This is a genomic window from Streptomyces sp. NBC_01255 (assembly GCF_036226445.1).
In the GTDB taxonomy this organism is placed as follows: Bacteria; Actinomycetota; Actinomycetes; order Streptomycetales; family Streptomycetaceae; genus Streptomyces.
In genome coordinates this window covers 8266671-8291948 of record NZ_CP108474.1, presented here as the reverse complement: position 1 = coordinate 8291948, position 25278 = coordinate 8266671, and the positions used below count along the sequence as shown (strand labels likewise).

The window sequence follows — 25278 nt, the reverse complement described above, 5'->3', positions numbered from 1 at the left end:
GTCGTTCAGGTTCCCGCCGATCGATATTCGAAGGTGTTCATGACCGCGCCTCCAACGTTGCCGAAGTTCAGGCAGCAGTTGATTCTTGCCGTTCTTATGCTGTGTTCGCTGCTGATTTGGCTGGACAATACCGTCCTGAGTGCCACGCTGGAGACCCTTGCAGACCCGGTCCGTGGACTGGGGGCCGATCCCGGTCAGCTGCAATGGGCGACCGGTTCGTACACTCTGGCCTTCGCCACCTTGATGTTCACTGCAGGCGCGTTGGGCGATCGGTTCGGTCACCGGACTGTGTTTTCCAGTGGTTTGATCATCTTCGCCGGATCCTCGCTGTGGGCGGCGTACGCAAGCGATGCGGGCCTGCTGATCACAGCTCGAGCTGCGATGGGGGTGGGCAGCGCGCTGATCACGCCCGCCATGATGGCCATCCTCATGTGGACCTTTACCGGCCCCGCGCGAGCTGCCGCGATCGGCATTTTCTCGACGTCGGCCGGTGTCGGAATGGCTGCAGGCCCGGTGCTGGCGGGGTTCCTGCTCGATCATTTCTGGTGGGGCTCGGTCTTTCTGATCAATGTCCCGGTCGCGCTGTTGGCGTCGGTCGGGCTCGCCGTGCTGGTTCCGAATTTCCGCAGCCCCACTCTGCGGCCACTGGACCCCGCTGGAATGCTGCTGTCGATCAGTGGGCTCGTGGCGTTGACCTACGGGCTGATCCGGGCGGGTCAGGTGGCGGCATGGAGTCGCACCGGCGTCTGGGTGCCGATCGTTGTCGGTCTGGTTCTGCTGGCCGTTTTCGTATGCGTCGAACTGCGCGTCAAGGTGCCCAGCTTCGATCCGCGACTGTTCGCGCAACGCACATTCGGTGGCGGAAATGCGGCGCTCGGATTGCTGCTCTTCGGCGTGGCCGCCATCACCTTCTATAACGCGTTCTACCTGCAAGGCGCGCGCGGATTTTCGCCGATGGAGGCGGGTTTGGCCAATATCCCGACCGCAGTCGGCGCGCTCGCGGGGGCGCCCCTTGCCTCGCGCCTGGTTCGGCGCCTGCCACTACGCCTTGTCACCGTGCCGGCGCTCACCGTGGCCGCTCTGACCATGGGCGGGTACGGATTCCTCGGACTCCACACTCCACTCGTCTGGATCGAGATCCTGTTGTTGGTACAGGGCCTCTCGGTCGGCATGGTGATCGGCCCCGTCACGGCCGCATTGATCAGCGACCTGCCGTTGGAACGGGCCGGCGCAGGATCGGCCGTCACCAACACCGTGCGACAAACCGGCAGCGTGATCGGAATCGCCGTAGGCGGCACGATCATGTCGATCATGTACCGACGTGCGATCGAACCCTCGCTGGAGGGTGCACCCGGTCCGGTACAGGATCAGGCGCGCGTTTCCGCCGAACAGGCCCGCCACGTCGCCACCGCCGTCCACCGGCCCACTCTTGCTCAGGCCGCTGATGATGCGTTCATCCACGCCATGCACGTCGGTGCGGGCTGGATCGCGGCCATCACACTCCTCGGAGCGGCCGTGCTGCTGATGACCCTGCCTGCTGCCGGAAAGAAGAAGGATCCGACACCGGAGCCGGACTACGAGGAGGCCCGCAGCTCCGTCTGAGAGTGTGCCGGCAGCACCGCTCAAGCCCGCCGCCCCTCGTCACATCGGCTCAGCGGCGGACGCGGGGCATGCCCAGGCCGATCCAGGAGATGATCTCGCGCTGGATCTCGTTGTTGCCGCCGCCGAACGTGAAGATGACGGCGGAGCGGTAGCCTCGTTCCAGTTCGCCGTGGAGGACCGCGCCCGCCGAGCCCTCCTTGAGGGCGCCCGCCGAGCCGACGACCTCCATCAGGGCCGCGTAGGCGTCGCGGCGGGCCTCGGAGCCGTAGACCTTGACGGCCGAGGCGTCCTGGGGGGTGAGGGTGCCGTGCTGGACGGCGTTCACCATCTGCCAGTTGAGGAGCTTCATCGCGTCCAGCCGGGCGTGGGTGCGGGCCAGGGTGCGGCGGACCCACGGGAGGTCCAGGACGCGCCGGCCGTCGGTGAGTGTCGTGTCGGCGGCCCAGCGCTGCACGTCATGGAGGGCGCGGATCGCCATGGTCCCGTGGGCCGCGAGCGTCACACGTTCGTGGTTGAGCTGGTTCGTGATGAGGCGCCAGCCCTTGTTCTCCTCGCCGACGCGGCGCGAGGCCGGGACGCGGACGTTGTCGTAGTAGCTGGCGGTCGTGTCGTGCGAGGCGAGGGTGTTGATGATCGTGCAGGAGTAGCCGGGGTCGCTCGTCGGGACGAGGAGCATCGTGATGCCCTTGTGGGGCGGGGCGTCGACGTCCGTGCGGACGGCGAGCCAGACCCAGTCGGCCGTGTCGCCGTTGGTCGTCCAGATCTTCTGCCCGTTGACCGTGTACTGGCCGGTGGTCTCGTCGCCCTCCCGGATCGCGCGGGTCTTGAGCGCGGCGAGGTCGGTGCCCGCGTCGGGCTCGCTGTACCCGATGGCGAAGTCGATCTCGCCGGAGAGGATCCGGGGCAGGAAGTAGGCCTTCTGCTCGTCGGTGCCGAACCGCATGATCGTCGGCCCGACGGTGTTCAGCGCCATGAGCGGCAGGGGCACGCCGGCCTGGGCGGCCTCGTCGAAGAAGATGAACTGCTCCATCGGGGAGAGCCCGCGCCCCCCGTACTCGGCGGGCCAGCCCACCCCCAGCCAGCCGTCCGCGCCGAGCCGGCGCACGGTCTCCCGGTAGAAACGCTTCTGCGCGGCGGGGTCCTCGTACCGGGTGTGGAAGTCGTCCGGGACGAGCCCGGCGAAGTACGCACGGAGCTCGGCGCGCAGGCTCTTCTGGGCGGGCGTGTACTCGAGGTGCATGGGGGCCTCCCGTGGCGGCGCGCCCTACGGCGTCCTGTGGCGTCGCGTGACGGCGGCCACGGTAGAACGTGTTTCACAAATACGGAAGGCCGCGGCCCCGGATCGGGCAAGCCGATCCGGGGCCGAGGGGACGGGTGAGACGACAGGTCTAGGGAAGGAGCTCGTCCATGGAGGCGCGCCCCTTCTCCGCCATACGGCGTTCGGCCCAGGCGAGGCTCTTCTGATTCACGTCACGGCCGGAGGCCAGGACCAGGTCCTCCGCCGTGAACTCGCCCTCCGATCCGGCGTGGAGCAGCCGGTCGGGCGTCGGGAGATCCCCCGCGGACATCTTGTCGGGCTCAGCGTTCATGCCGCCTCCTACGTGTTCTTCCGGCACTCGCCATTCTCGTGTCCTGCCGACGGGAGCGCATCCGGGGCGGTGCCCGGCCCTTCCCCGCCGAGGGGGACGAAGGGGTGTCGGTGGCGTGTCGACGAGCCCCGGCACGGTGAGTGAGCCCGTCGGCGAGCCCGTTCCCACCCCAGGAGTCAGCCGTGTCCCAGCCCCGCGCCTTCCCCTTGCGGCGCCTGCGGGTGACCTCCGTCCGCCGGATCACCCCGCGTACACTGCGTGTCACCCTCGGCGGCCCGTCCCTGGCCGGATTCACGCTCGACGGACCCGACCGGCAGGTGGTCACGTCGCCGTCCGCCCCGACGGCGGGCAGGACGGGCTCCGCGTCGTGCGTCCGCGGGAGGAACAGCTTCCCTTCGACCCGGGCGCGGGCGACTGGACGCTCCTGTACGCCGACGCCTGCGCGGTGCCCGCCCTCGCCACGGTGGTGGCCGCGCTCCGCCGGCCGGCGGGCCGGTCCCCGCGTCAGGACGTGACGCGGTACGCATAACGGTCAGGCATCCAGGGCCTCCTGAGGCCTCCGGACGAGGTCCACGGCCGTTGCGACGGAGAGCTTCGTGCCCTCCGTGTAGTGGCGGATGTACTCCGCCGGGGTGAGGCGCTCGCGGAGCGCCTGCTCCGCTCTGGCGCGGATCGCGGCCTCCGTCTGCGGGGCGAAGGGACGGAAGCCGCTGCCGGTCCCGGGACCACTGTGAACGTCGTACGCGCCGAGGAGCGCGGCTCCGGTCTCGGCGTCGCGCGGAGCGCCGCGCCCGCCTCGGGCCCAGGCGGCCGTCGAGAACTGGGCGACGACGAGGTAGGGGGCGACGAGGCGGGCGAGGGTCTCCAGGTCGACGACGGCACGGGCCAGCCGGTCCAGGGCCTGGTCGTGGGCGCCGTCCAGGCAGTCGAGCCACCCCCGCATCCCACCGACGAAGCCCCAGAAGAGCGCCGGGGTGTGCTCGCCGAACTCGTCCTCCAGCCGGGTGAGCTGCGCGCGGGCGAGGGCCGCTCGCCCGGTGTGGGCGTAGTGCTGGGCGAGCAGCAGCCGACCGGTGCCGGCGGCCTCGGCCCCCCACGCGCCCGCCTCGTCGGCGGCTTCGGCCAGGAGCCGTTCGGCCGCCTCGTTCCGCTCGGGGCGCAGCCGGAGGCGTACGGCGGCCAGGCGCGCGGTGAAGAGCGGCACCTGGGAGCGCGCACCCACGAAGGCGGCGGCGTGGGCGGCCCGCTCGAAGTCGGCGGCGGCCTCGATGAGCAGGCCGGCGCGCTCGTACGCCTCGCCCCGCGCCGAGAGGGACTCCGCGACGCCCCAGGCGTCCTCGGCGGCCTCGAAGATGGCGAGTGCCTCGTCGGCGTCCGCGGGGCCGTGGCCGAGGAGCTTTCCGCGCACGAGGAGGGCGAAGCCGAGGTCCCAGTCGGTCCCGTGGTCGCGGCAGGACTCGACGATGAGCTTCAGGGTCTCGTCGAGGCCGGCCGACTCCCCCGTCATCAGGAGGGCGTAGTACCACATCGTCCCCGGCTGGCGGCAGGTCTGCGGGAGGCCCGGGCGGTACGCGGCGACGAGGGCCGCGAGCCGGGCGCGGGTCTCGGGCCGTTCGAAGGCGGTGGCGCCCTCGCCGCCCTCGGTCGCGAACGCGTACAGGTGGGCTCCGCGACGGGCCTCCCAGAGCCTTTCGCCGGTCCACGGCGGCGGCACGTCGACGCAGCGGCCTTCGAAGGGTTCGGCGGGGCGGACGGGCTCCTGGAACGGGTCGGGTCCGAGCCGGGCGGCCGTCGCTGCCCACGTCCGGGCGTCCGTCTGGTGGTTCCGCAGCTGCCAGAACCAGCTCAGGGAGTGGACGAGGCTGAGCGCCTCCTGCTCGTCGCCGAGCGCCACGGACGTCCGGAGCGCGGTGCGGAGGTTGCCGTGTTCGCGTTCCAGGACGGCGATGGCGGCGACCTGTCCGGCGCCGCGGAGCTCGGGGTCGGTACGGCGGGCCAGCTCGCGGTAGTACGTGAGATGGCGCCGCTCGGTCGCCGCCCGCTCACCGGCCTCGTCCAGCCGCTCCCCCGCGTACTCCGCCACCGTCTCAAGCAGCCGGAACCGCATCCCCTCACCCTCGGGACCCGGCCCCGCGACCACGAGCGACTTGTCGACAAGGGCACCGAGGACGTCCAGGACGTCACCATCCCGGTCTTCGGCGCACACCATCTCCACCGCCGCCAGATCACACCCGCCCGTGAACACCGCGAGCCGCCGCAACACCGCCCGCTCCGCCCCGTCCAGCAACTCCCACGACCAGTCCACCACCGCCCGCAACGTCTGCTGACGCGGCAACACCGTCCGCGCCCCCGACGTCAACAGCCGGAAACGATCGTCAAGCCGCTCCGCGATCTGCCGCACCGACAACAACCGCAACCGCGCCGCCGCCAACTCGATCGCCAACGGCAACCCGTCAAGACGACGACACACCTCCTCCGCCGCCCCCACGTCGTCCCCCACCCGGAAACCCGGCCGCGCCGCCGCACCCCGCTCACCCAGAAGCCGCAACGCCATCTCCACCGGCAACGGCCCCAACGGGCTTAGCACCTCCCCCGGCACCCCCAACGGCTCCCGGCTCGTCGCCAGGACGGTGACGCCGGGGCACTGCGTGAGAAGCGTGTGCGCGAGCTCCGCCGCCGCGGCGATCACGTGCTCGCAGTTGTCGAGGACGAGGAGCATCCGCCGTCCGGCGCAGTACTCGACCAGGCGGGCGAGCGAGTCCTTCGGCCCGGCCGCGTCGGCGACGGCCGGGCCGTTCCAGAGGTGGGTCTCACGGGCCCCCAGCGCACCGATGACGGCGGCGGCGACCGCGGACTCCTCCCGTACGGAGGCGAGTTCGGCGAGGTGCACCGGTCCGCCCTCGAAGGTCTCGGCCGCCTCCAGGGCGAGCCGGGTCTTGCCGACGCCGCCCGGTCCGGTGAGGGTGACGAGCCGCGGGCCGCCCCAACCGGCGGCGAGCGCGCCCAGTTCGCCGTCCCGGCCGATGAACGAGGTCAGCCGGGCCGGCAGGCCCCCGCTCCGGAGGCCCCCGCTCCCGTCCCCGGCGCGTCCGGGCGCGGGCGCTTCGAGGAGCTCCGCGTGCAGGGCGCGCAGTTCGGGGCCCGGGTCCGTACCCAGCCGGTCGGCGAGGCCCGTGCGCACGTCCTCGTACGCCGCGAGGGCCTCCGCGGGCCGTCCGGCGGCCCGCAGGGCCCGGATGCGCAGGGCCTGGACGGGCTCGTCGAGCGGGTGCCCGGCGGCGAGGGCGGTGAGGGGTGCGAGGACGTCGGCGGCCCGCCCCAGGTCCAGATCCGCCGCGAACCGGTCGCGGCGCGCCCGCGTGTGCCGCTGTTCGAGCCGTACGACGAGGGGATCGCCCTCCCGGCCCGGCAGGTCCGCGAGGGCGGGCCCGCGCCACAGGCCGAGCGCCTCGTCGAGGAGCGCGGCGGCCCGCACGGCGTCCCCGCCGGAGAGGGCGGCCGCGCCCTCGGCGGCGAGCCGTTCGAAGCGGTGGAGGTCGACGGCGTCCGGGTCGGCGGCCAGCCGGTAGCCGCCGCCGGGCTCGGAGACGATCGCCTCGTGCCCGAGGGCCCGGCGCAGGCGGCCCACCAGGGCCTGGAGCGCGGCCGTCCGGTCCTGGTCGGCGGCCGGGTCGTCGTCGGCCCACACCTGGGCGATCAGCGCGCCGGTGCTCATCGGCCGCCCGGCTCCACCGGCGCCGTCGGCGCCCGCGGCGAGCGCGGTGAACAGCGCCCGGAGCCTGGCACCGCCGAGCGTGGCCTCCGTCCCGTCGTCGGTACGGAGGGCCTGACAGGGGCCGAGAACACGGTAGGACGGCTGCACCGGCCCATTCTGCCCCGCCGGGGACACCCACCGGGCGCCCGGCCCGTCGAGGCGAACTTGCGCCACGCCGTGTCACCGCCATGGCGTCCACGGGGTACGGGTTCGACAATGGGGGGGATGACCGACGACGACCGGCATACGCGCAGTGGCGAGATCGGGCCCGCCGAGCGGCTCGCCATGAACCGGACCGGCAGCTTCGACTGGGATCTCGACACGAGCACGATCGATGTCGACGAGGCCGGGCTGCTGGTCTTCGGGCTGGCCCCGGACACCTACGACGGGCGCCCGGCGACACTGGTCGCGCGCCTGGCGCCCGAGGAGCGGACCCGGCTCGAAGGGATCGTCCGGGACGCGGTGAAGGGCGGTTCGGTGTCGTACACCGCGCACTTCCCGATCCCGCAGGACGAGGGTGCCCCCCACTGGACGCACGTGCAGGCACGGATCCTGCGCAAGCCGGACGGCAGGGCGCAGCGCATCGTCGGAGTCGTGCGGGACACGACCGCCGAGGTCACGCACTCCGCGTTCGTACTGGAGCTGGAGAAGCGGCGCGAGCTGCAGACGAGCATCGTCGAACGCACCACGAACGCGCTGTCGCGCGCGGTGACGGTCGACGACGTGACCGCCGCCCTGACCGGTCCGGGCGGGCTCGCCCGGCTCGGCGCCGAGGGGCTGGCGCTCGGGCTCGTCGAGAACGGTTCGCTCAACGTGATCGCGCTCAGCGGCGAGTCCCTCGACGCCCTGAACGACTTCCGCACCCGGCGGCTCGACCGCGGCCTTCCGCTGGCCGAGACGGTGCTGAGCGGCCGGCCGCGGTTCGTGTCCTCGTTCCAGTCGCTGGGCCGGGACTTCCCCGAGCTGGCGCCGTACCTGTCGCGGCTGCAGTTCCGGTCCGCCTGCTACCTGCCCCTGGTGGCGCAGGCCCGTTCGCTGGGCGGCATGGCGCTGTTCTACCGGGGCCGTTCGTCCTTCAACGCCGACGAGCGGAACCTCGCGCTCGGTCTCGCGGCGATCGTCGCCCAGTCGCTCCAGCGGGCGATCCTCTTCGACGAGGAGCGAGAGCTCGCGACGGGTCTCCAGGCGACGATGCTGCCGCGCCGGATTCCGGAGATCACCGGCGGCGAGATCGCCGTGCGCTACCACGCGGCGTGGAGCGGACGGCAGGTCGGCGGCGACTGGTACGACGTGATCCCGCTGCCCCGCGGCCGGGTGGGGATCGTCGTCGGCGACGTGCAGGGGCACGACACGCACGCGGCCGCCATCATGGGGCAGTTGCGGATCGCGCTCCGGGCGTACGCGGGTGAGGGGCACGCCCCGTCCACGGTCCTCGCCCGGGCGTCGCGCTTCCTCGCCGAGCTGGACACCAACCGCTTCGCGACCTGCACCTACGCACAGGTGGACCTGGCGAGCGGCACCCTGCGCGCCGTACGGGCCGGGCATCTCGGCCCGCTGATCCGGCACACCGACGGCCGGGTCGGTCAGCCCAACCTGCGGGGCGGACTGCCGCTGGGGCTCGCGACCGTGTTCGGGGACGAGGAGTTCCCGGAGACGCGGCTCGACCTCGTGCCCGGGGAGACGCTCGTGCTCTGCACGGACGGCCTGGTGGAGCAGCCCGGCTCCGACATCGACGCGGGGCTCGCCGCGCTCTCCGAGGCGATCGGCAGCGGCCCGCCGCAGGCGGAGGCTCTCGCCGACCACCTCTCGGAGCGGCTGTGGGAGCGGTGGGGTTCCGGCGACGACGTCGCGCTCCTCGTGCTGCGGCGCAGCCCGGACCCGGGCACGCCCCGGGCGCCGCGCATCCACCAGTACATCCACCAGGCCGATCCGCAGGGGCTCTCGGACGCGCGGGCGGCCGTGGGGCAGGCGCTGCGCGACTGGGGTCTGCCGGAACTGGCCGACGACGCCGAGCTGTTGACGGGCGAGCTGCTCGTCAACGTCCTGCTGCACACCGAGGGCGGCGCGGTGCTGACCCTGGAGGTGCTGCCGGAGCCGGTGCGGAGGGTACGGCTCTCGGTGCAGGACCGGTCGAGCGCCTGGCCCCGGCGGCGTACCCCCGGTGAGGCCGCCACGTCGGGGCGGGGACTGCTCCTGCTCGACGCGCTCGCGTCCCGTTGGGGCGTCGAACCTCGCGGCGAGGGGAAGGCGGTCTGGTGCGAGATCGAGCCGGCTCCGATGGCGGCAGACGCCGCCCCGGGCGGCGGGTGAGGAGGAGGCCGTGGACCCCGTGGCCGCGTTGAACCGGATCGCGTTCCTGCTGGAGCGCACCCAGGCACCGGGGTACCGGGCGCGGGCGTTCCGTACGGCATCCGCCGCCGTCGACGCCCTGCCTGCGGGCGAGGCGGCGCGGCGCGCGGCAGCGGGGACCCTGGAGTCGGTGAAGGGGCTCGGGCCGAAGACGGCGGCGGTGGTGCGCGAAGCCCTGGAGGGCCGGGTGCCGGAGTACCTGGCGGGTCTTGAGGCGGAGCTCAAAGCGAGCCTGGGGCCGGTGGAGCCGGCGGACGGTGACGCTGCCGGTGCCGGTGCCACATTGCGGGCGGCGCTGCGCGGCGACTGCCATCTCCATTCCGACTGGTCCGACGGCGGCGCCACGATCGAGTCCATGGGCCGTGCGGCGGCGGGGATCGGGCATGAGTGGGCGGTGCTCACGGATCACTCGCCGCGGCTCACGGTCGCGCGGGGTCTTTCGCCGGAGCGGCTGCGGGAGCAACTGGACGTGGTGGCGCGGCTGAACGAGGAGTGGGCGCCCTTCCGGCTGCTCACCGGGATCGAGTGCGACATCCTGGAGGACGGTTCGCTCGACCAGGAACCCGAGCTGCTCGAACGGCTGGACGTGGTCGTCGCTTCGGTGCACTCGAAGCTGCGGATGGACGCGGGCCCGATGACCCGCCGGCTCGAACGGGCCGTCCGCGACCCTCTCGTGGACGTGCTCGGGCACTGCACGGGGCGGCTCGTGGCGGGCGGCCGGCTGCGGCCCGCTTCGGAGTTCGACGCGGAACGGGTCTTCGCGGCGTGCGCCGAGGCCGGTACGGCGGTGGAGATCAACAGCCGCCCGGAGCGCCTCGATCCCCCGCGCGAGCTGCTGCGCGTCGCGGTCGACGCGGGCGCGTACTTCGCGGTCGACACGGACGCGCACGCGCCGGGTCAGCTGGAGTGGCAGATCCTCGGCTGCGCACGGGCCGAGGAGTGCGGCGTACCGGAGGACCGGGTGGTCAACACCTGGCCGGCGGAGCGGCTGTTGGCGTGGACGCGGGGCTGACGGCCCGCCCCGGACGTCATCCGGTCAGGCGCGCTGCCAGACCGTGGTCGCGTTGCAGAACTCGCGGATGCCGTGGCCGGAGAGTTCTCGGCCGTAGCCGGAGCGCTTGATCCCGCCGAAGGGGAGCGCCGGGTGCGAGGCCGTCATTCCGTTGACGAACACGCCGCCGGCCTCCAGGTCGCGGACGAAGAAGGCGATGTCCTCCTCCTTCCGGGTCCAGACGTTCGAACTGAGCCCGAACGGGGAGTCGTTGGCGACGGTGACGGCCTCCTCGATGTCACGCACCGGGTAGACGGTGGCGACCGGCCCGAACGTCTCCTCCAGGTGGATCCGCATCGCGGGGGTGATGCCCGTGAGCACGGTCGGCCGGTAGTACCAGCCCCGCCGTAGCCCTTCGGCTTCCGGGCGGCCGCCGCCGCACAGGACGTGCGCGCCCCGGCGTACGGCGTCGTCGACGAGGCTCTCCAGGTCGGTGCGGCCCTGCTCGGTGGCGAGGGGGCCGACGTCGGTGGACTCGTCGAGGGGGTCGCCCACGGTGAGGGCGTTCATGGCGGCGGTGAAGCGTTCGGCGAAGTCGTCGTAGACGTCCTGGTGGACGATGAACCGCTTGGCGGCGATGCAGGACTGGCCGTTGTTCTGCACGCGCGCGGTGACGGCGGTCTTCACCGCCCGCACGATGTCGGCGGAGGGCATGACGATGTACGGGTCGCTGCCGCCCAGCTCCAGGACGGTCTTCTTGACCTCGTCGCCCGCGACGGCGGCGACGGCCCGGCCGGCGGGTTCGCTGCCGGTGAGGGTGGCGGCGACGACCCGGGGGTCCCGGAGGACGGCCTCGACGTCTCGGGAGCCGATGAGGAGTGTCTGGAAGCAGCCGTCCGGATATCCGGCGCGGCGGAACAGGTCGCCGAGGTAGAGGGCCGTCCTCGGCACGTTGGAGGCGTGCTTGAGGAGGCCGGTGTTGCCCGCCATGAGAGCGGGCGCGGCGAAGCGGATCACCTGCCAGAGCGGGAAGTTCCACGGCATGACGGCGAGGACCGGGCCGAGGGGACGGTAGTGGACGCGGGCCAGGTCCGCGCCGGAGTCCTGGACGTCGCTCTCGGCCGGATGCTCGTCGGCGAGCAGTTCCTCGGCGTTGCGGGCGTACCAGCGCATGGCCTTGGCGCACTTGGCGGCCTCGGCGCGGGAGGCGGCGATCGGCTTGCCCATCTCGACCGTCATGGTCCGGGCGATGTCCTCGGTGTCCTCGTCGAGCAGTGTGGCGGCGGCCCGCATCAGGCGGGCGCGCTCGGCGAAGGACGTGGTGCGGTACTGGCGGAACGCCTCGTGCGCGGCCGCGATGCGCCGCTCGACCTCCTCGGGCCCGTGGGCCTCGTAGGTGCGCAGCGTCTCGCCCGTCGCGGGGTTCACCGTGGCGATGCCCATGACGTCTCTCCTCCTGCCATCGGCCCCCACCGGCAACCTCCCGCGCCGGGCGTGGCGGCGCAACAGGGGCGGGGCGGTGGGGTGACACCGGCCTGGTGGGGCAGGGTGATCCGACGGGGAGGGGCGCCCACCGACGGGTGGCCTCCGGCCTCAGGCGGTGAGCCACGCCAGCGCGCCGGAGAGGTGCGCGCGGAAGGCCGGATCGTCGTACGCCTCCGAGGAGTGCCCGAGTGCGGTGAAGAAGACGCGCCCCTGGTCGACCTCCCGGCACCACACCAGCGGGTGGTCGTCGCCGAGGGTGCCGCCGCTGTACGAGGTCTCGTCGGCCCGCGCCAGGATCCGTACGCCCGTCCCGCGCGGGTTGGCCGTGAAGTTGTACCACTCGTCGGTCCAGGCCCAGCGGCCCGGGAGCGGCGCCGTCGCCGGGTGGCCGGGGTCCTCGACGAGCACGGTGCCGGGCTGGATCTCCGGGTGGCCGTCGAAGCGGGTGCCGAGGAGCTCCCCGTAGAAGGGCCAGTCCGGCTCGGCGTTGGCCGCCGCGTGGACGGCGAGGAGGGCGCCGCCGCCCCGGAGGTACGCGGCGAAGGCGTCGCGCCCCTCGGGCGTCAGGACGGTGCCGGTGGTGGAGAGCAGCACGACGGCGGCGCACCCGGCCAGCCGCCCGGGTGTGAAGGCCGCCGGGTCCTCGGTGACCTCGGCTCCCCAGCCCTGATCGCCGGCGATCTCGGCGAGGGCGGCGGCGCCGGCGGGGATCGAGTCGTGGCGGTACCCGGCGGTGCGGGTGTAGATCAGCACGTCGGCGGTGGGCACGCGGTGGACTCCTGGGGTGCTGGGGCTCAGTAGAGAAGTGCGGTGGAGCGGCGACGCCAGAAAGCGCTTTCTGCATCGTCGGCCCCGAACGTAACCAGCGAAAACCCCACGCCGCAAGCCCCGCCACTCGGGCGGACTCCCCCGTGCGGCGGCATCCCGGGTTCCGGGGCCCGGCGGCCTGACGCCGATCCATTGTCGTATCGGATACATCTCTGTATCTTTTGGCGCGCCGTGCCCCACCCGCTCGCCCAGGAAGCCGAGGAGCCGCCATGAGCACCGTGCCGCCCGCGCTCGCCGCCGCTGTCGGGCCGTTGCCCGACGGGGTCGTCCTGCCGCTGCCGCCCTCCTTCGAGACCGTCGAGGAGGAGCGCCGCTACCGCAAGGAGCAGCTCGCCGCCGGGTTCCGGATCTTCGGTCGGCTCGGGTTCTCCGAGGGGGTCGCGGGGCACATCACCGTCCGCGATCCCGGGGATCCGAACGCCTTCTGGGTCAACCCGTTCGGGGTGAGCTTCAACCAGATCAAGGCCTCCGACCTGATCCTGGTGGACCACGAGGGGACCGTCCTCGAAGGGCGCAGGCCCGTGAACCGGGCCGCGTTCGTCATCCACTCGCGCGTCCACGCCGCCCGGCCCGACGCGGTCGCCGCCGCGCACTCGCACTCCCTGCACGGCAAGGCGTTCTCCAGCCTCGGCATCCCACTGGACCCGATCACCCAGGACGCGTGTGCCTTCTTCGAGGACCACGGGATCTACGACGACTACCGGGGCGTGGTGAACGAGACCGAGGAGGGCGAGCGGGTCGCGAAGGCCCTGGGCGGGCACAAGGCCGTCATCCTCAAGAACCACGGCCTCCTGACGGTCGGTCACTCCGTCGCCGAGGCCGTGTGGTGGTTCGTGACCATGGAGCGGTCCTGCCAGGCCCAGCTCCTCGCGATGGCGGCGGGCACCCCGCAGCCGATCGACCGGGAAACGGCACTCCTCACCCGCGGCCAGGTCGGCGGCCACCTCGCGGGCTGGTTCCAGGCGCGCCCCCTGTGGGATCAGATCACCGCGTCCGACCCGGACCTGTTCGACTGACCTTCGGGGACGGGGAGTTCCCGCGTCGACACCTCCAGGAGCGGGGCGAGGAACTCGCGTTCGAGGCTCCCCGGCGGCAGCGCCGCCGGTTCGACGTAGCTCTGCGCGAGTCCGCCCTCCCGCAGGGCCACGATGAGCCGGGCGAACCGGTCGGCGTCCACGGTCAGTTCCCGCCCGGCCCGGCGCAGGACGAGGGTGAGACCGCGGGCGATCTCGGCGCGCAGCCGCTCGTCGTGACGCGCGAGCACCCAGGCGGCCTGCCGGTCGCGAATGGCGTGCAAAGTGAACTCGGTGGTGACCAGGTACCAGTCCCGCTCGTCCGGCTCGATCCGGGCGGCGAGCTCCGCCAGCCGCGCCAGCGTGTACTCCTCGGCGGTCAGCGCGTCGATCTCGTCGGCGAGCCGTCGTACGGTCCGGTCGCTGTGCTCGTCGAAGAGCGCGAGGAAGAGCTCTTCCTTGCTGGCGAAGTTCGAGTAGTACGCGCCCCGCGTGTAACCCGCGCGCTCACAGATCTGCTCGATCGTCGTGGCGTGGAAACCGTGCTCGGCGAAGGCCTCCAGGGCGGCTTTCAGAAGCGCCGCGCGCGTGCGGGGCCGTCGCCCGGTGACACCTTTCGGCACGGGTGGGCCTCCTTCGTCGGGCGCCGCGTCCGGCGGCGGAAGCGCCCACCCTACCGGCGCCTCATCCCGGGCAGGGATCAGCGCCGACGGATAGGATTCACGCATGGGAGAGCGGCCCGTCGCACCCGCCGCGCCCGCTTTGATCCTCGAGATCGACGGGGACGCGACGCTCATGGACCCGAGCCGCGTCTATCGCATCGGGCGCGACCCCACCAGCGACTTCGTGCTCTCGGACGCCCGGGCGTCCTGGCACCACGCACAGTTGCGCGCCGTCGCCGGCCACTGGGACCTGGCGGACGAGGGCAGCACGAACGGCACCTTCACGAACGGGCTGAGGGTGTCGGGGGTACGGGAGGTCGGCCCCGGCACGGTCGTACGGTTCGGACACCCGCAGGACGGCCCGCGCGCGGTGCTCTCGACCGCGCCCCGGGCCCACCCGCCGGCACCCCCGACCCCGGAGCCGCCGCACCACGAGGCCCCGCCGCCCGAGCCGCCGGTCCACGAAACCCCGCGCCCCGAGCCGCCGAGCCACGAAACCCCGGTCCACGAGGCGCCTGTCCCCGCACCGCCGGTGCCGGAGCCGGCGCCCCCGGAGCCCGCGCCCCCCGAGCCCGCGCCCCTTGAGCCGTCCGCCCCCGCGCCCCCCGTCCCCGCAGCACCCCTCGCGGAGCCCCCTGCCGCCGAGCCGCTGCGACCCTCCTCCGTCTCGTACCCCGCCGCCACCGGCACCTTCCGGCAGCCGACGTCCGTGCGGCCGCTGCCCGCCCACAGCATCAGGATCGGCCGCGCGCCCGACAATGACGTCGTCGTCTCCGACCTCGTCGTCTCCCGCCGTCACGCCGAACTGCGCGCCAAGCCCGACGGCACGTACTGGATCCACGACCTCGGCAGTCACAACGGCACCTTCCTCAACGGCCGCCGCGTCGTGGACGCGCGCGTGACGGCGGAGGACATCGTCGGCGTCGGGCGTTGCGCGTTCTGCCTGATCGGCGGGCAGCTCGTCGAGTTCACCGACAACGGCGAGATCTCCCTCGACGTCCAGGAGCTCGCCGTCACCGTCGACCACGGCCGCAAGACCCTCCTCGACGAGGTGTCGTTCCCGGTGGGCCAGAAGTGCCTGCTCGCGGTCGTCGGACCGTCCGGCGCCGGGAAGTCCACCCTCCTGGGCGCACTCACCGGCCAGCGCCCCGCCGACCGGGGCACCGTGCTCTACGACGGCCGTGACCTGTACCGGGACTACGCCGAGCTGCGCCAGCGCATCGGGCTCGTCCCGCAGGACGACATCCTGCACCTCCAGCTCACCGTCCGGCGGGCCCTCGGCTACGCCGCCGAGCTGCGCTTCCCCGAGGACACGGCGCCGGCCGAGCGCCGCGCCCGGGTCGACGAGGTGATCCGCGAGCTCGGTCTCGTGGAGCGCGCGGAGCAGCCGATCCACAGTCTCTCCGGTGGCCAGCGCAAGCGGGTGAGCGTCGCCCTCGAACTGCTCACCAAGCCCTCGCTCCTCTTCCTCGACGAGCCGACCTCCGGCCTCGACCCGGGCATGGACCGGTCCGTGATGCACATGCTGCGCGGGCTCGCGGACGACGGGCGCACGGTCGTCGTCGTCACGCACAGCGTCCTCAGCCTCGACGTCTGTGACCGGCTGCTCGTCCTCGCCCCCGGCGGCCGGGTGGCCTACTACGGACCGCCCGCGGACACCCTCGGCTTCTTCGGCTACACGCAGTGGCCGGAGGCCTTCGAGGCCTTCGAGAACGACCGGGAGCGCGACTGGGCCGGACAGTACCGGTCCTCACACTTCCACCGCCGGTACGTCTCGGACGCGACCGCGCGCCCGCTGCTGCCCACCGGGGACGGCGGGCCCTCCGGCGCGGTGCCGCTCGTACCGGAAACCGATCCGCCGCCGAAGGCGCAGAGCTGGGGCTCCCAGCTGCGGACCCTGGTCCGCCGGTACACGGCCGCGCTCTCCGCCGACCGCACCTTCCTCGCGATCATGATCGCGCTGCCGTTCGTGATGGGCGCGATGGCCCGCGCCCTGTCCGAGGGCGAGCTCAATCCCGAGTCGACGCTGAACGTGCTGCTCATCCTCTGTGTGGGCGGAGTCCTCACCGGCGCGGCGAACGCCGTGCGCGAGCTGGTCAAGGAGCGCACGATCTACCGGCGCGAGAGAGCCGTCGGACTGTCCCGCTCCGCGTACCTCGCCTCCAAGGTGGTGGTCCTCGGCCTGATCACGGTCGTGCAGGCGGTGGTCCTGACCCTGGTGGCCCTGATCGGCGTCCCGCTGAACGTGCCCGGGGGCAAGGGCGTCCTGCTGCCCCCGCTCGTCGAGATCACGCTCGCCGTCGCGCTCCTCTCCTTCACCGCGATGATGCTCGGCCTCCTCGTGTCGGCCGTGGTCCGCAAGGAGGAGGTGACGATGCCGCTGCTCGTCCTCCTCGCGATCGTGCAGGTGGTGTTCTGCGGGGCGCTCCTGTCGGTGCGTACGCCCGGCCTGGAACAGCTGGCGTGGCTGGTGCCCTCGCGCTGGGCGTTCGCCGCGATGGGCGCGACGCTCGACATCGGGGAGGTCGCGCCGACCGACAAGACCGACGATCCGCTGATGCGCCACACCCTGGACGCCTGGCTGTTCGACATGGGCATGCTGGTCGTGATCTGTCTCGCCCTCGGAGTGGTCGTGGCGCGGCTGCTGCGCCGCCACGAGCCGGTCGTGATGCGGAGGTAGGCCCGTGAGCGTCCCCGTACCCGAAGGCGTGCCGGACTTCCGGCCCACCCACGTCGTGCCGCGCGACGGTCTGCCCGCCTGGGAAACCCCCGATCCGGGACTGCCGACGGTCTCGCTCGACGCGTTCCTGCCGGTGCGGCTGACGGAGCGGGCCGGGGACTGGGGGCACGTGCTGTGCTCCAACGGCTGGTCGGCGTGGGTCGACGCGCGGCTCCTCGTCACCGTGCCGGACGATCCTCCGGCGGCGGGCCGGCCGCTCACCAGGACGGCCGATCCGCGACCCCTGCTCGCCCGCGCCGAGGACGCGCTGGGCCGGTACCGGCGGGCGGCCGACGAACTGGGCGCCGGCCGTCTGGACGGCGAGGCCTTCCGGCTGCGGACCCGCGGCCTGCGGGTGGGGATGGTCGTCGACGGCGAGTCGGTGTGGCTGTACGACGCGGAGCACGAGCGCTGGGTGTTCTGCGACGGCCTCGGACTCCATACGTACGCGGCGTCCGCGGCCCCCTCGGCCGCCGGCTCCCCCGCGCCGCGGCTTGAAGAGGTCCCGGAGCCCGCCGGGCCCGCCCCCGGCGACCGGGCGGCGGAGGCACCTCCCGCGTACGAGCCGACCCAGGTGGTGCCCCAGGCCGACCCGGCGGTGGCGGCCGGGCCGCCGCCGACGCAGGTCGTGGAGCGGCCGCCCGGAGCGGCGGGTGAGGACTGATGGCCGGCGGCGCGCAGGACGCGGAGCTCCCGGCGGGCCGGCCCTCGGGGCTCCTCGGCAAGGAGATCGCGGGCTACCGCGTGGAGAGCGAGATCGGACGCGGGGGCATGGCCGTCGTGTACCGGGCGCGCGACCTGCGCCTGGACCGGACGGTGGCCCTGAAGCTCCTCGCGCCCGAACTGGCCCGCAACGACACCTTCCGCAAACGCTTCGCGCACGAGTCACGGGTCGCCGCCTCCATCGACCACCCCCACATCGTGCCGGTCTTCGACGCCGGCGAGACGGAGGGCGTCCTGTACATCGCGATGCGGTACGTGGCAGGGCAGGACCTGGTGGCCCTGCTCCACCGCGAGGGGCCACTGCCGCCCGCGAAAGCGGGGCGGATCGCCATCCAGGTGGCCTCCGCCCTGGACGCGGCGCACGCGCACGACCTGGTGCACCGGGACGTGAAGCCGGGCAACATCCTGGTGGCCGAGGGCACCGACCGTGACCATCCGGAGCACGTCTACCTCACGGACTTCGGGCTGACGAAGAAGTCGCTCTCGCTGACCGGGTTCACGACCGTGGGCGAGTTCGTCGGCACCCTGGACTACGTGGCGCCGGAGCAGATCTCGGGCAAGCCCGTCGACGGCCGGTGCGACGTCTACAGCCTCGCGTGCGTGGTCTTCGAGACCCTGGTCGGCGCGCCGCCCTTCCGGCGCGACACGGACTGGGCGGTGCTGTGGGCGCAGCAGTACGATCCGCCGCCGCCCCTCTCCGAAGTGCGCCCGGGGCTGCCGGAGGCGGCGGACGCGGTCTTCGCGAGGGCGCTGGCGAAGTCCCCCGAAGAGCGGTACGGGACGTGTCTGGAGTTCGTCGCGGAGCTGCGGGCTGCACTGGCCGGCCCGGGCGCGGCCGGGGGCTCCGTGGTCACGTCGCGCACCCGACGGCCCGGACCGCCGCCGGCACCGCCGGTGTGGGCACGGCCCGTCTTCCGGGAGCTCTGAGGTCTACTTCTTCTCCGCCTCGCCCTTGCGGTGGACCCGGGAGGCGAGGAGGCCGCCGAGGAAGCCGAGGACGAGACCCCAGAGGAGGGCGAAGCCGACCGTCTTCCAGACGTCCGGGCGCAGCAGCACCTCGCCGCCCAGTGCCTCGAGGTCGCCGATGCCGAGGATCGAGAGACCGAAGCGGGCCTCGACCAGGGTGAGGGGGGCGACGACCAGCATCGTCACGGCGAAGGCGATGCCCATGCGCAGGGAGTGCTGCCAGAGCTTGGTCCTGGCCGGGGAGCGGACCGCCGCCGCGAAGGCCGCGGCGAGGACCAGGACGACCGCGATGGGCAGCAGCCACCAGGCCCTCGCGTCCTCCGCGGCGAGCGAGGAAAGGTCGACCGTGGACAGGTCGGTGCTGCCGCCGCCGTCGCGGAGGACGGCGTCGAGGATCTGGGGCATGGGAAGGCCGAACGGGCCCTCGACCTTGCCCTCCCACGAGCCGCCGATGCCGACGCCGAGCGCGAGCCAGGACACGTTGGGCAGGCCGAGCAGGAGGACGGCGAGGGTCTCCGCCGCATGGCCCTTGGCCGCCGCGACGACGATCCCGATGACCAGGCCCACGGCCACGTACGCGAGGAGGAGCATGAGCATCGCGTGGGCGGCGGGCCGGACGGGCTCGTGGTAGCGGACGAGGCGGGGCGGCAGCGGGGTTCTGCGGGACACCAGGAGGGCGACGACGAGCACGCCGAGGATCCACAGGAGCCCGTAGAAGAGGGTGGGCCCGACGTCGGTACGGAAGCCCACCGTGGGGTTGACGGCGTCGAGGAGCTCGCCGAAGAGGTCCCCGAGGGAATCCTGCGACGCCTCCGAGGTGTCTCCGCCGATCGTGAGCGGGAAGTCGTGCCGGGCGAGGGCGGAGAGGCCCAGGAGGCCGGCCAGCCAGAGGACGACGGTCCCCGCGGCGCGGAGCAGGAGTTCACGGGTGCCCGCGACCGCGTGGTGGCGCAGGGGGCGGAGGAAGCAGTAGCCGATGACGAGTGCGCCCACCAGGGTGACGGTGAGGGGCATCGCGGTCAGTTCGGCCTGGGTTCCCGCGAGGTCTCCGGCGTCGCCGGAGAGGTCGACCTTGCCGCCCGCGGCCATGACGACGACCGCGGCGAGGACGGCGGTGAAGCCGCCCGGCAGGTCGGCGGCGCCCGCGGCCCAGAGGCCGAGTCCGGCGACGACGCCCATGGCGACGTACCCGGCGACCACCGCTGCCAGTGCCTGGACGCCGACGCGTACGAAGAGCCCGGTCGGGGTCACGGGGCTCGCTGAGGTGGAGAGCCGACTGCTCACGCTGTCCACGCTAGTACCGGTGGCGGCCGCCCGCTTGTGGACGGTCTCCCACGCTTGTGGACGGGTGTTCCTCCGCTTGCGGGTGGGCGTTCCTCCGCTTGCCGGTGGGTGTTCCTCCGCTTGCGGGTGGGCACCGTTCCGCGCACACAATGGGCCCGGAACGGAAGAAAGGGAAAAACGTGACTTCCCACCCGCCGTCAGGCCCTCCGTCCGGCCCTCCGTCGGTACCGCCGTCAGGCCCGCCCTCCGGCCCCTTGTCGGAACCGGGCAACCGCCCCGGGACCGGCGGCGGCCCCCCGCCACCTCCCGGCCCGCCCTCGGGCGGCGGCCCGGGCGGCGGCTCGTCCGGCGGAGGCGGCGCGCCCGGCGGAGGCGGCCCGTCCGGCGGAGGCGGCCCGTCCGGCGGCGACGCCGGCAAGGGCGGCGGTGGCGGCCCGTGGTGGCGCTCCGTCCCGAAGGTCGCGTCGGCCACCGCCGTCCTCGTGGCGGGCGTGGCCCTGGCCGTCGTCCTGACCAACCAGCCCGGCGACACGAACGGCTCGACCGGATCCGGCGGCGGCGAGGTCTTCCTCCAGAACGCCGCCGCGTCCGGCCCCGACCCGTTCACCCAGTCGACGGCCCGCACCGGCGCCGCCTCCGCCTCGCCGCCCTCGCTGCCGCCCCGTACCGCGACGGCCGAGGCCGGCACGCCGCAGGTGTCGGGCTCGACACCCGGCCTCTACGGCGGAACCCAGTCGGTCGCGAGCTGCGACGTCGAGCAGCAGGTGCGCTACCTCTCCGCCCAGCCTGCGAAGAACGCGGCCTTCGCCGGGGTCCTCGACATCGAGCCCAACGCGGTCCCCGGCTATCTCCGCTCCCTGACCCCGCTTCAGCTCCGGGCCGACACCCGCGTGACGAACCACGGCTTCCGGGACGGCGCCGCCACCTCGTACCAGGCGACCCTCCAGAGCGGGACCGCGGTCCTGGTCGACGGCCGCGGCGTACCGCGCGTCCGCTGCGCGTGCGGCAATCCGCTGACCGAACCGGTGGCGCAGAAGGCGCCGAAGACGACGGGCACGCCCTGGCAGGGGTACAACTCCTCGCAGGTCGTGGTCGTGGCCCCGTCGGTGACGGTCGTGAACGTCTTCGTCGTGTACGACCCCGAGGACGACGGCTGGTTCGCCCGGAAGCACGGCGACACCGGCACGCAGGACAAGCCCACTCCGCCGCCGCCTCCGCCGCCGTCGCACTCGAAGCCGCCCTCCGAGTCGCCGTCCACCTCGGCCTCCACGTCCCCGTCGGACTCGACGTCCCCGTCGGACTCCCCGTCCTCGCCGTCCGACTCGACGAGCCCGGCCGACGAGTCGCCGTCGTCCGAGTCGCCGCCGGCGGAGGAGTCGCCCGCTCCGGAGTCCAGTCCGGCCACCGACGAGTCCGCGGAGCTGACGACGACCTCGCCGGCGGCCGAGTCGGCGTCGGTGCTCCCCCCGTCGTCCCCGCAGAGCCAGTCCCAGCCCCCGTCCCCGTCGCTGCCCCTGTCGGACGCGCCGTCCGTCCCGCAGTCGGCGTCGGGCTCGGCACCGGGCTCAGTCCAGGGGGCCGGTCCGGGCGCCGCGCCCGTCATCTGACCTCTCGGCCCGTCGGCCCCCGTCCGCCCGTACCTCCGTGCCGGATCCACCCGGTACGGAGGTACGGGCGTTCCTGCGCAGGCCACGGAGCCAGGCTCCGATCGTCAGGGGCCGGGCCTTGCGCTCCTCGGCGCGCTGTTGCCACATCCGCTCGTCGCGGTCGGTGAAGTGTCCGGACATCGGTCGTCTCCTTCCCGTGGGGAGGTGGCCACCAGGCCACTGGACAGGAGTCTGTACTCTGATTGGCCTGGACAGCAGAGCCAATAAGGAGTGATTGGCATGGCAGTGGCACGCGTGTTCCACACAGCGGACCGGACCCTGACGGGCCGCCAGCTCGCGTCGCTCCTCACCCCGCCGGTCGAGGGGCGGTTCGGCTACCGGGAGCTCGCGCGGGCGGTCCGCGAGGCCCTGCTCGACGGGCGGGTGGCGCTGCGCCTGCGGCTGCCGGCGGAGCGCGAGCTCGCGACGGTGCTGCAGGTGAGCCGGACGACCGTGACCGGGGCGTACGACCTGCTGCGGGAGAGCGGGTACGCGCACAGCCGCCGCGGTGCCGGTACCTGGACCGCGCTGCCGGACGGTCAGGCGCCCACCCCGCTCGGCGCCTTCCAGGACGACGCCGGGGCCACCATCGACCTCGCCCTGGCCGCGCCGCAGGCCCCGGACGAGCTCGCCGCGGCGCTCGCTTCGGCCGCCGCCGAACTCCCCCGCTACGCCGGCACGCAGGGCTACCACCCGTACGGACTGTCCGTCCTGCGCGCCGCGATCGCGGACCGGTACACGGCCCGCGGCCTGCCGACCCGGCCCGAGCAGATCCTCGTCACCACGGGCGCGCAGCAGGCGCTGTCGCTGGTCCTGACGCTGCTCGGCCGGGCCGGTGACCGGGTGCTCGCCGAGAACCCCTCGTACACGAACGCGCTCGACGCGATGCGCGGCCGCATGCTGCGCATCACCCCGGTGCCGGTGACCGAGACCGGCTGGGACACCGGCCTCGTCGACGCCGCGCTGCGGCAGACCGCGCCGCGGCTGGCCTATCTGATCCCCGACTTCCACAATCCGACCGGGCATCTGATGCCGCAGGAGCAGCGCCGGGAGCTCGCGCGGGCCGCGCGTGCCACGGGGACGTGGCTCGTGGCCGACGAGACGCTCGCCGACATCGCCCTGGACGTGCCCGCGCCACCGCCGTTCGCGGCGGCGGCCGGCGGGGGCGACGGCGAGCAGATCGTCTCCGTCGGTTCGCTGAGCAAGAGCTGCTGGGGCGGGTTGCGGGTCGGCTGGGTCCGGGCCGCGTCCCGGGTCGTGACCGAGCTGGCCCGGGTCCGGATCACGGCCGACCTGTCGGGGTCCGTCCTGGACCAACTGGTCGCGGTCGCCCTGATGGAGCGGCTCGACACGATCGTGCCACGACGCCTTGAGGAGTTGCGCCGGCGCCGGGACGCTCTGACGACGGCGCTGGCCCGGCACGTGCCCGACTGGCACTGGACGGTGCCGCCGGGCGGGATGTGCCTGTGGATCGACCTGGGCCGCCCCGTTGCCTCCTCCGTCTCCTCCCGTGCCCTGCGGCACGGGGTGCGGGTGGAGGGCGGCGCGCGGTTCGGGGTGGACCCGGGGACGCACGAGCACCGGCTGCGGATCCCGTACACGCTGCCGGAGGACGTGTACGAGCCGGCGGCCGAGCGGCTCGCGGCGGCCCTCGACGGGACTCCGGGGCGGTTCGCCGACCCGGCGCTGCCGGACTGGGTGGCTTGAGGCCAGGGGCCTGAGGCCGCGGTCCTCAGGCCTGGGGTCGCCGCATATTCGGGTGCCGCGCATCGGCGGTCCGTGTACGGTCCAACGAGTGAAACCGCTGACCGACAAAGAGATCCGCTCGTCCTTCGTGAACTGCACGAAGGGTGAGGCGGCGCGGCTCAAGCTGCCGCTCGACTTCGCCGAACTCCCCTGGGAGGAGCTGGACTTCCTCGGCTGGGTCGACCCGGGCGCGCCGCTGCGCGCGCACCTGGTCGTCCCCCATGAGGACGGGCCGCTCGGCGTGACCCTGCGGGTCCCGGCCACCGGCCGGACCAGCGCCGTGAGGTCCAGCATGTGCCAGGTCTGTCTGACCGCGCACGCCTCCTCGGGCGTCACTCTCCTCGTCGCGCCGCTCGCCGGGAGCCGCGGCCGCGAGGGGAACACCGTCGGCATCTATCTCTGCGCCGACCTCGCCTGCTCCCTCTACGTCCGGGGCAAGCGACAGCCGAAGCTGCGCGCCGGGCGCCAGGAGGAGTCCCTCACCGTGGACGAGCGGATCGCGCGGACGACGGCCAACCTGGACGCCTTCGTCGGCCGGGTGACGGCGGCCTGACCGCCGCCCCCCGGACATCCGCACCTATGGTCGGGCCTCCGGCTCGGCTCAGCGGAAGGCCTGCTCGCCGGTGAGCGCCTTGCCGATGACCAGGGAGTGGACCTCGCTCGTGCCCTCGTAGGTGAGGACCGACTCCAGGTTGTTGGCGTGGCGCAGCACCGGGTATTCCAGCGTGATGCCGTTGGCGCCGAGGATCGTGCGGCACTCGCGGGCGATCGCGATGGCCTCCCGTACGTTGTTCAGCTTGCCCACGCTGATCTGTTCGGCCGTGATCTCGCCCGCGTCCTTGAGGCGGCCGAGGTGGAGGGCGAGCAGCATGCCCTTGCCGAGCTCGACCGCCATGTCGGCGAGCTTCTGCTGGGTCAGCTGGTAGGAGGCGAGCGAGCGGGCGAAGACGGTCCGGTCGCGGGCGTAGGAGATCGCCGTCTCCAGGCAGTCGCGGGCGGCGCCGAGGGCGCCGAAGACGATGCCGAAGCGGGCTTCGTTGAGGCAGCCGAGCGGGCCGGAGAGGCCGCGGGCGTCGGGGAGCATCGCGTCGGCCGGGAGGCGCACGTCCTCCAGGACCAGTTCGCTGGTGACGCTCGCCCGCAGCGAGAGCTTCATCTTGATCTCCGGGGCGCTGAAGCCGGGGGTGCCCGCCGGGACGAGGAAGCCGCGGACGCCGTCCTCGGTGCGCGCCCAGACGACGGCGACATCGGCCACGGAGCCGTTGGTGATCCACATCTTGGTGCCGTTGAGCACCCAGTCCGAGCCGTCGCGCTTGGCGTTGGTCCGCATCGCCCCGGGGTCCGAGCCGGCGTCGGGCTCGGTGAGGCCGAAGCAGCCGATGTACTCGCCGGCCGCCATCTTCGGCAGCCAGCGCTGCTTCTGCTCCTCGGAGCCGTACTTCCAGATCGCGTACATGGCGAGGGAGCCCTGGACGGAGACGAGGGAGCGCAGTCCGGAGTCGACGGCCTCCAGCTCCAGACAGGCGAGGCCGTACGCGACGGAGTTGGTGCCGGCGCAGCCGTACCCCTCCAGGTGCATGCCCAGGACACCGATGCCGCCGAGGGTGCGGGCAAGCTCGCGGGCCGGGATCTCGCCCTTCTCGAACCAGCCGGCGACGTGCGGCCGCAGCTCGCGGTCGGCGACGGCGCGCACGGTCCGGCGGATCTCGCGCTCCTCGTCGGTGAGCAGGCCGTCGAGGGCGAGCAGGTCGAAGGGGTGGACGGGAGTGGACGGCGACTTCACGGACGGCCTCCTGTGACGGGCGACTGGCGACTGGCGACTGGCGACTGTGCAACTCGGCGATCCGAAGCGTAGCGTCAGATCGGATATTGGATCCAGTATGGAAAATCCGATCGTGGAGTCGTATCGTCCGACGGAATC

At 73.2% G+C, this 25278-nt stretch carries 20 protein-coding genes; 11 read left to right on the top strand and 9 right to left on the bottom strand.

The window, feature by feature from the left end; translation table 11 throughout:
• The first annotated feature begins 39 nt into the window (after positions 1-39).
• Positions 40-1602 carry an MFS transporter gene (locus tag OG357_RS37380; protein WP_329625339.1) on the top strand — a complete coding sequence of 521 codons (1563 nt, stop codon included), beginning with the start codon at positions 40-42 and terminating at the stop codon, positions 1600-1602.
• A gap of 49 nt (positions 1603-1651) precedes the next feature.
• Here the strand turns inward: OG357_RS37380 and OG357_RS37375 are convergent, their stop codons facing one another.
• Positions 1652-2842: an acyl-CoA dehydrogenase family protein gene (locus OG357_RS37375; protein WP_329625338.1), complete on the bottom strand. Its 1191-nt coding sequence runs from the start codon at positions 2840-2842 to the stop codon at positions 1652-1654.
• Between the two features lie 148 nt (positions 2843-2990).
• Complete coding sequence (locus OG357_RS37370; protein WP_329625337.1) at positions 2991-3191, bottom strand: hypothetical protein; 201 nt, start codon at positions 3189-3191, stop codon at positions 2991-2993.
• Positions 3192-3558: 367 nt separating this feature from the next.
• Between OG357_RS37370 and OG357_RS37365 the strand changes: the two genes are divergently transcribed.
• Positions 3559-3720, top strand: coding sequence for a hypothetical protein (locus OG357_RS37365; protein WP_329625336.1), 162 nt, complete (start codon positions 3559-3561; stop codon positions 3718-3720).
• A 3-nt stretch (positions 3721-3723) separates the two neighbouring features.
• On the opposite strand, the gene OG357_RS37360 is transcribed toward OG357_RS37365, so the two are convergent.
• Positions 3724-7053 carry an ATP-binding protein gene (locus OG357_RS37360; protein ID WP_329625335.1) on the bottom strand — a complete coding sequence of 1110 codons (3330 nt, stop codon included), beginning with the start codon at positions 7051-7053 and terminating at the stop codon, positions 3724-3726.
• Positions 7054-7170: 117 nt separating this feature from the next.
• Here OG357_RS37360 and OG357_RS37355 point away from each other — a divergent pair, with 117 nt between their 5' ends.
• Together OG357_RS37355 and OG357_RS37350 are read left to right on the top strand one after the other, a co-directional pair.
• Positions 7171-9255 carry a SpoIIE family protein phosphatase gene (locus tag OG357_RS37355; protein ID WP_329625334.1) on the top strand — a complete coding sequence of 695 codons (2085 nt, stop codon included), beginning with the start codon at positions 7171-7173 and terminating at the stop codon, positions 9253-9255.
• A 10-nt stretch (positions 9256-9265) separates the two neighbouring features.
• Positions 9266-10306 carry a PHP domain-containing protein gene (locus tag OG357_RS37350; RefSeq protein ID WP_329625333.1) on the top strand — a complete coding sequence of 347 codons (1041 nt, stop codon included), beginning with the start codon at positions 9266-9268 and terminating at the stop codon, positions 10304-10306.
• Positions 10307-10330: 24 nt separating this feature from the next.
• Here OG357_RS37350 and OG357_RS37345 read toward each other — a convergent pair whose 3' ends face one another.
• Entirely contained in the window at positions 10331-11728 is a 1398-nt protein-coding gene (locus tag OG357_RS37345) for an NADP-dependent succinic semialdehyde dehydrogenase (RefSeq protein WP_329625332.1), read from the bottom strand.
• Positions 11729-11878: 150 nt separating this feature from the next.
• Positions 11879-12538 (bottom strand): ThuA domain-containing protein, encoded by a 660-nt coding sequence (locus tag OG357_RS37340; RefSeq protein ID WP_329625331.1) that lies wholly within the window; start codon positions 12536-12538, stop codon positions 11879-11881.
• A gap of 269 nt (positions 12539-12807) precedes the next feature.
• On the opposite strand from OG357_RS37340, the gene OG357_RS37335 reads away from it, so the two are divergent.
• Positions 12808-13614, top strand: coding sequence for a class II aldolase/adducin family protein (locus OG357_RS37335; RefSeq protein ID WP_329625330.1), 807 nt, complete (start codon positions 12808-12810; stop codon positions 13612-13614).
• Here the strand turns inward: OG357_RS37335 and OG357_RS37330 are convergent.
• Positions 13578-14234, bottom strand: coding sequence for a TetR/AcrR family transcriptional regulator (locus OG357_RS37330; RefSeq protein WP_329625329.1), 657 nt, complete (start codon positions 14232-14234; stop codon positions 13578-13580). The genes OG357_RS37335 and OG357_RS37330 overlap by 37 nt on opposite strands.
• A gap of 103 nt (positions 14235-14337) precedes the next feature.
• On the opposite strand from OG357_RS37330, the gene OG357_RS37325 reads away from it, so the two are divergent.
• From OG357_RS37325 to OG357_RS37315, 3 genes are read left to right on the top strand one after another with little or no spacing between them, the layout of a single operon-like run.
• A complete protein-coding gene (locus tag OG357_RS37325; protein WP_329625328.1) occupies positions 14338-16953 on the top strand; it encodes an FHA domain-containing protein in 2616 nt (871 codons plus the stop codon).
• A 4-nt stretch (positions 16954-16957) separates the two neighbouring features.
• Complete coding sequence (locus tag OG357_RS37320; RefSeq protein ID WP_329625327.1) at positions 16958-17656, top strand: hypothetical protein; 699 nt, start codon at positions 16958-16960, stop codon at positions 17654-17656.
• The gene (locus tag OG357_RS37315; RefSeq protein ID WP_329625326.1) at positions 17656-18642 is read left to right on the top strand and encodes a serine/threonine-protein kinase; all 987 of its coding nucleotides are present in this window, start codon (positions 17656-17658) and stop codon (positions 18640-18642) included. The genes OG357_RS37320 and OG357_RS37315 overlap by 1 nt, the downstream gene beginning before the upstream one ends.
• Positions 18643-18645: 3 nt before the next feature.
• Here OG357_RS37315 and OG357_RS37310 read toward each other — a convergent pair whose 3' ends face one another.
• Entirely contained in the window at positions 18646-19974 is a 1329-nt protein-coding gene (locus OG357_RS37310) for a streptophobe family protein (RefSeq protein ID WP_329625325.1), read from the bottom strand.
• A gap of 140 nt (positions 19975-20114) precedes the next feature.
• Here OG357_RS37310 and OG357_RS37305 point away from each other — a divergent pair, with 140 nt between their 5' ends.
• The gene (locus tag OG357_RS37305) at positions 20115-21572 is read left to right on the top strand and encodes a DUF6777 domain-containing protein (RefSeq protein ID WP_443066782.1); all 1458 of its coding nucleotides are present in this window, start codon (positions 20115-20117) and stop codon (positions 21570-21572) included.
• On the opposite strand, the gene OG357_RS37300 is transcribed toward OG357_RS37305, so the two are convergent.
• Positions 21531-21752, bottom strand: coding sequence for a hypothetical protein (locus OG357_RS37300; protein WP_329625323.1), 222 nt, complete (start codon positions 21750-21752; stop codon positions 21531-21533). The two genes, OG357_RS37305 and OG357_RS37300, sit on opposite strands and share 42 nt — an antisense overlap.
• A gap of 99 nt (positions 21753-21851) precedes the next feature.
• Here OG357_RS37300 and yczR point away from each other — a divergent pair, with 99 nt between their 5' ends.
• Together yczR and OG357_RS37290 are read left to right on the top strand one after the other, a co-directional pair.
• The gene (gene yczR, locus OG357_RS37295) at positions 21852-23318 is read left to right on the top strand and encodes a MocR-like transcription factor YczR (protein ID WP_329625322.1); all 1467 of its coding nucleotides are present in this window, start codon (positions 21852-21854) and stop codon (positions 23316-23318) included.
• Positions 23319-23406: 88 nt separating this feature from the next.
• A complete protein-coding gene (locus OG357_RS37290; protein WP_329625321.1) occupies positions 23407-23910 on the top strand; it encodes an FBP domain-containing protein in 504 nt (167 codons plus the stop codon).
• A gap of 48 nt (positions 23911-23958) precedes the next feature.
• Here OG357_RS37290 and OG357_RS37285 read toward each other — a convergent pair whose 3' ends face one another.
• A complete protein-coding gene (locus OG357_RS37285) occupies positions 23959-25140 on the bottom strand; it encodes an acyl-CoA dehydrogenase family protein (protein ID WP_329625320.1) in 1182 nt (393 codons plus the stop codon).
• Positions 25141-25278 lie beyond the last annotated feature (138 nt).

What these genes read in the sequence shown, in the direction of transcription:
- OG357_RS37380 (WP_329625339.1), top strand. Translation starts at nt 40, where the DNA reads ATGACCGCGCCTCCAACGTTGCCGAAGTTCAGGCAGCAGTTGATTCTT.
- OG357_RS37375 (WP_329625338.1), bottom strand. Translation starts at nt 2,842, where the DNA reads ATGCACCTCGAGTACACGCCCGCCCAGAAGAGCCTGCGCGCCGAGCTC.
- OG357_RS37370 (WP_329625337.1), bottom strand. Translation starts at nt 3,191, where the DNA reads ATGAACGCTGAGCCCGACAAGATGTCCGCGGGGGATCTCCCGACGCCC.
- OG357_RS37355 (WP_329625334.1), top strand. Translation starts at nt 7,171, where the DNA reads ATGACCGACGACGACCGGCATACGCGCAGTGGCGAGATCGGGCCCGCC.
- OG357_RS37345 (WP_329625332.1), bottom strand. Translation starts at nt 11,728, where the DNA reads ATGGGCATCGCCACGGTGAACCCCGCGACGGGCGAGACGCTGCGCACC.
- OG357_RS37335 (WP_329625330.1), top strand. Translation starts at nt 12,808, where the DNA reads ATGAGCACCGTGCCGCCCGCGCTCGCCGCCGCTGTCGGGCCGTTGCCC.
- OG357_RS37325 (WP_329625328.1), top strand. Translation starts at nt 14,338, where the DNA reads ATGGGAGAGCGGCCCGTCGCACCCGCCGCGCCCGCTTTGATCCTCGAG.
- OG357_RS37315 (WP_329625326.1), top strand. Translation starts at nt 17,656, where the DNA reads ATGGCCGGCGGCGCGCAGGACGCGGAGCTCCCGGCGGGCCGGCCCTCG.
- OG357_RS37305 (WP_443066782.1), top strand. Translation starts at nt 20,115, where the DNA reads ATGGGCCCGGAACGGAAGAAAGGGAAAAACGTGACTTCCCACCCGCCG.
- OG357_RS37300 (WP_329625323.1), bottom strand. Translation starts at nt 21,752, where the DNA reads ATGTCCGGACACTTCACCGACCGCGACGAGCGGATGTGGCAACAGCGC.
- yczR (WP_329625322.1), top strand. Translation starts at nt 21,852, where the DNA reads ATGGCAGTGGCACGCGTGTTCCACACAGCGGACCGGACCCTGACGGGC.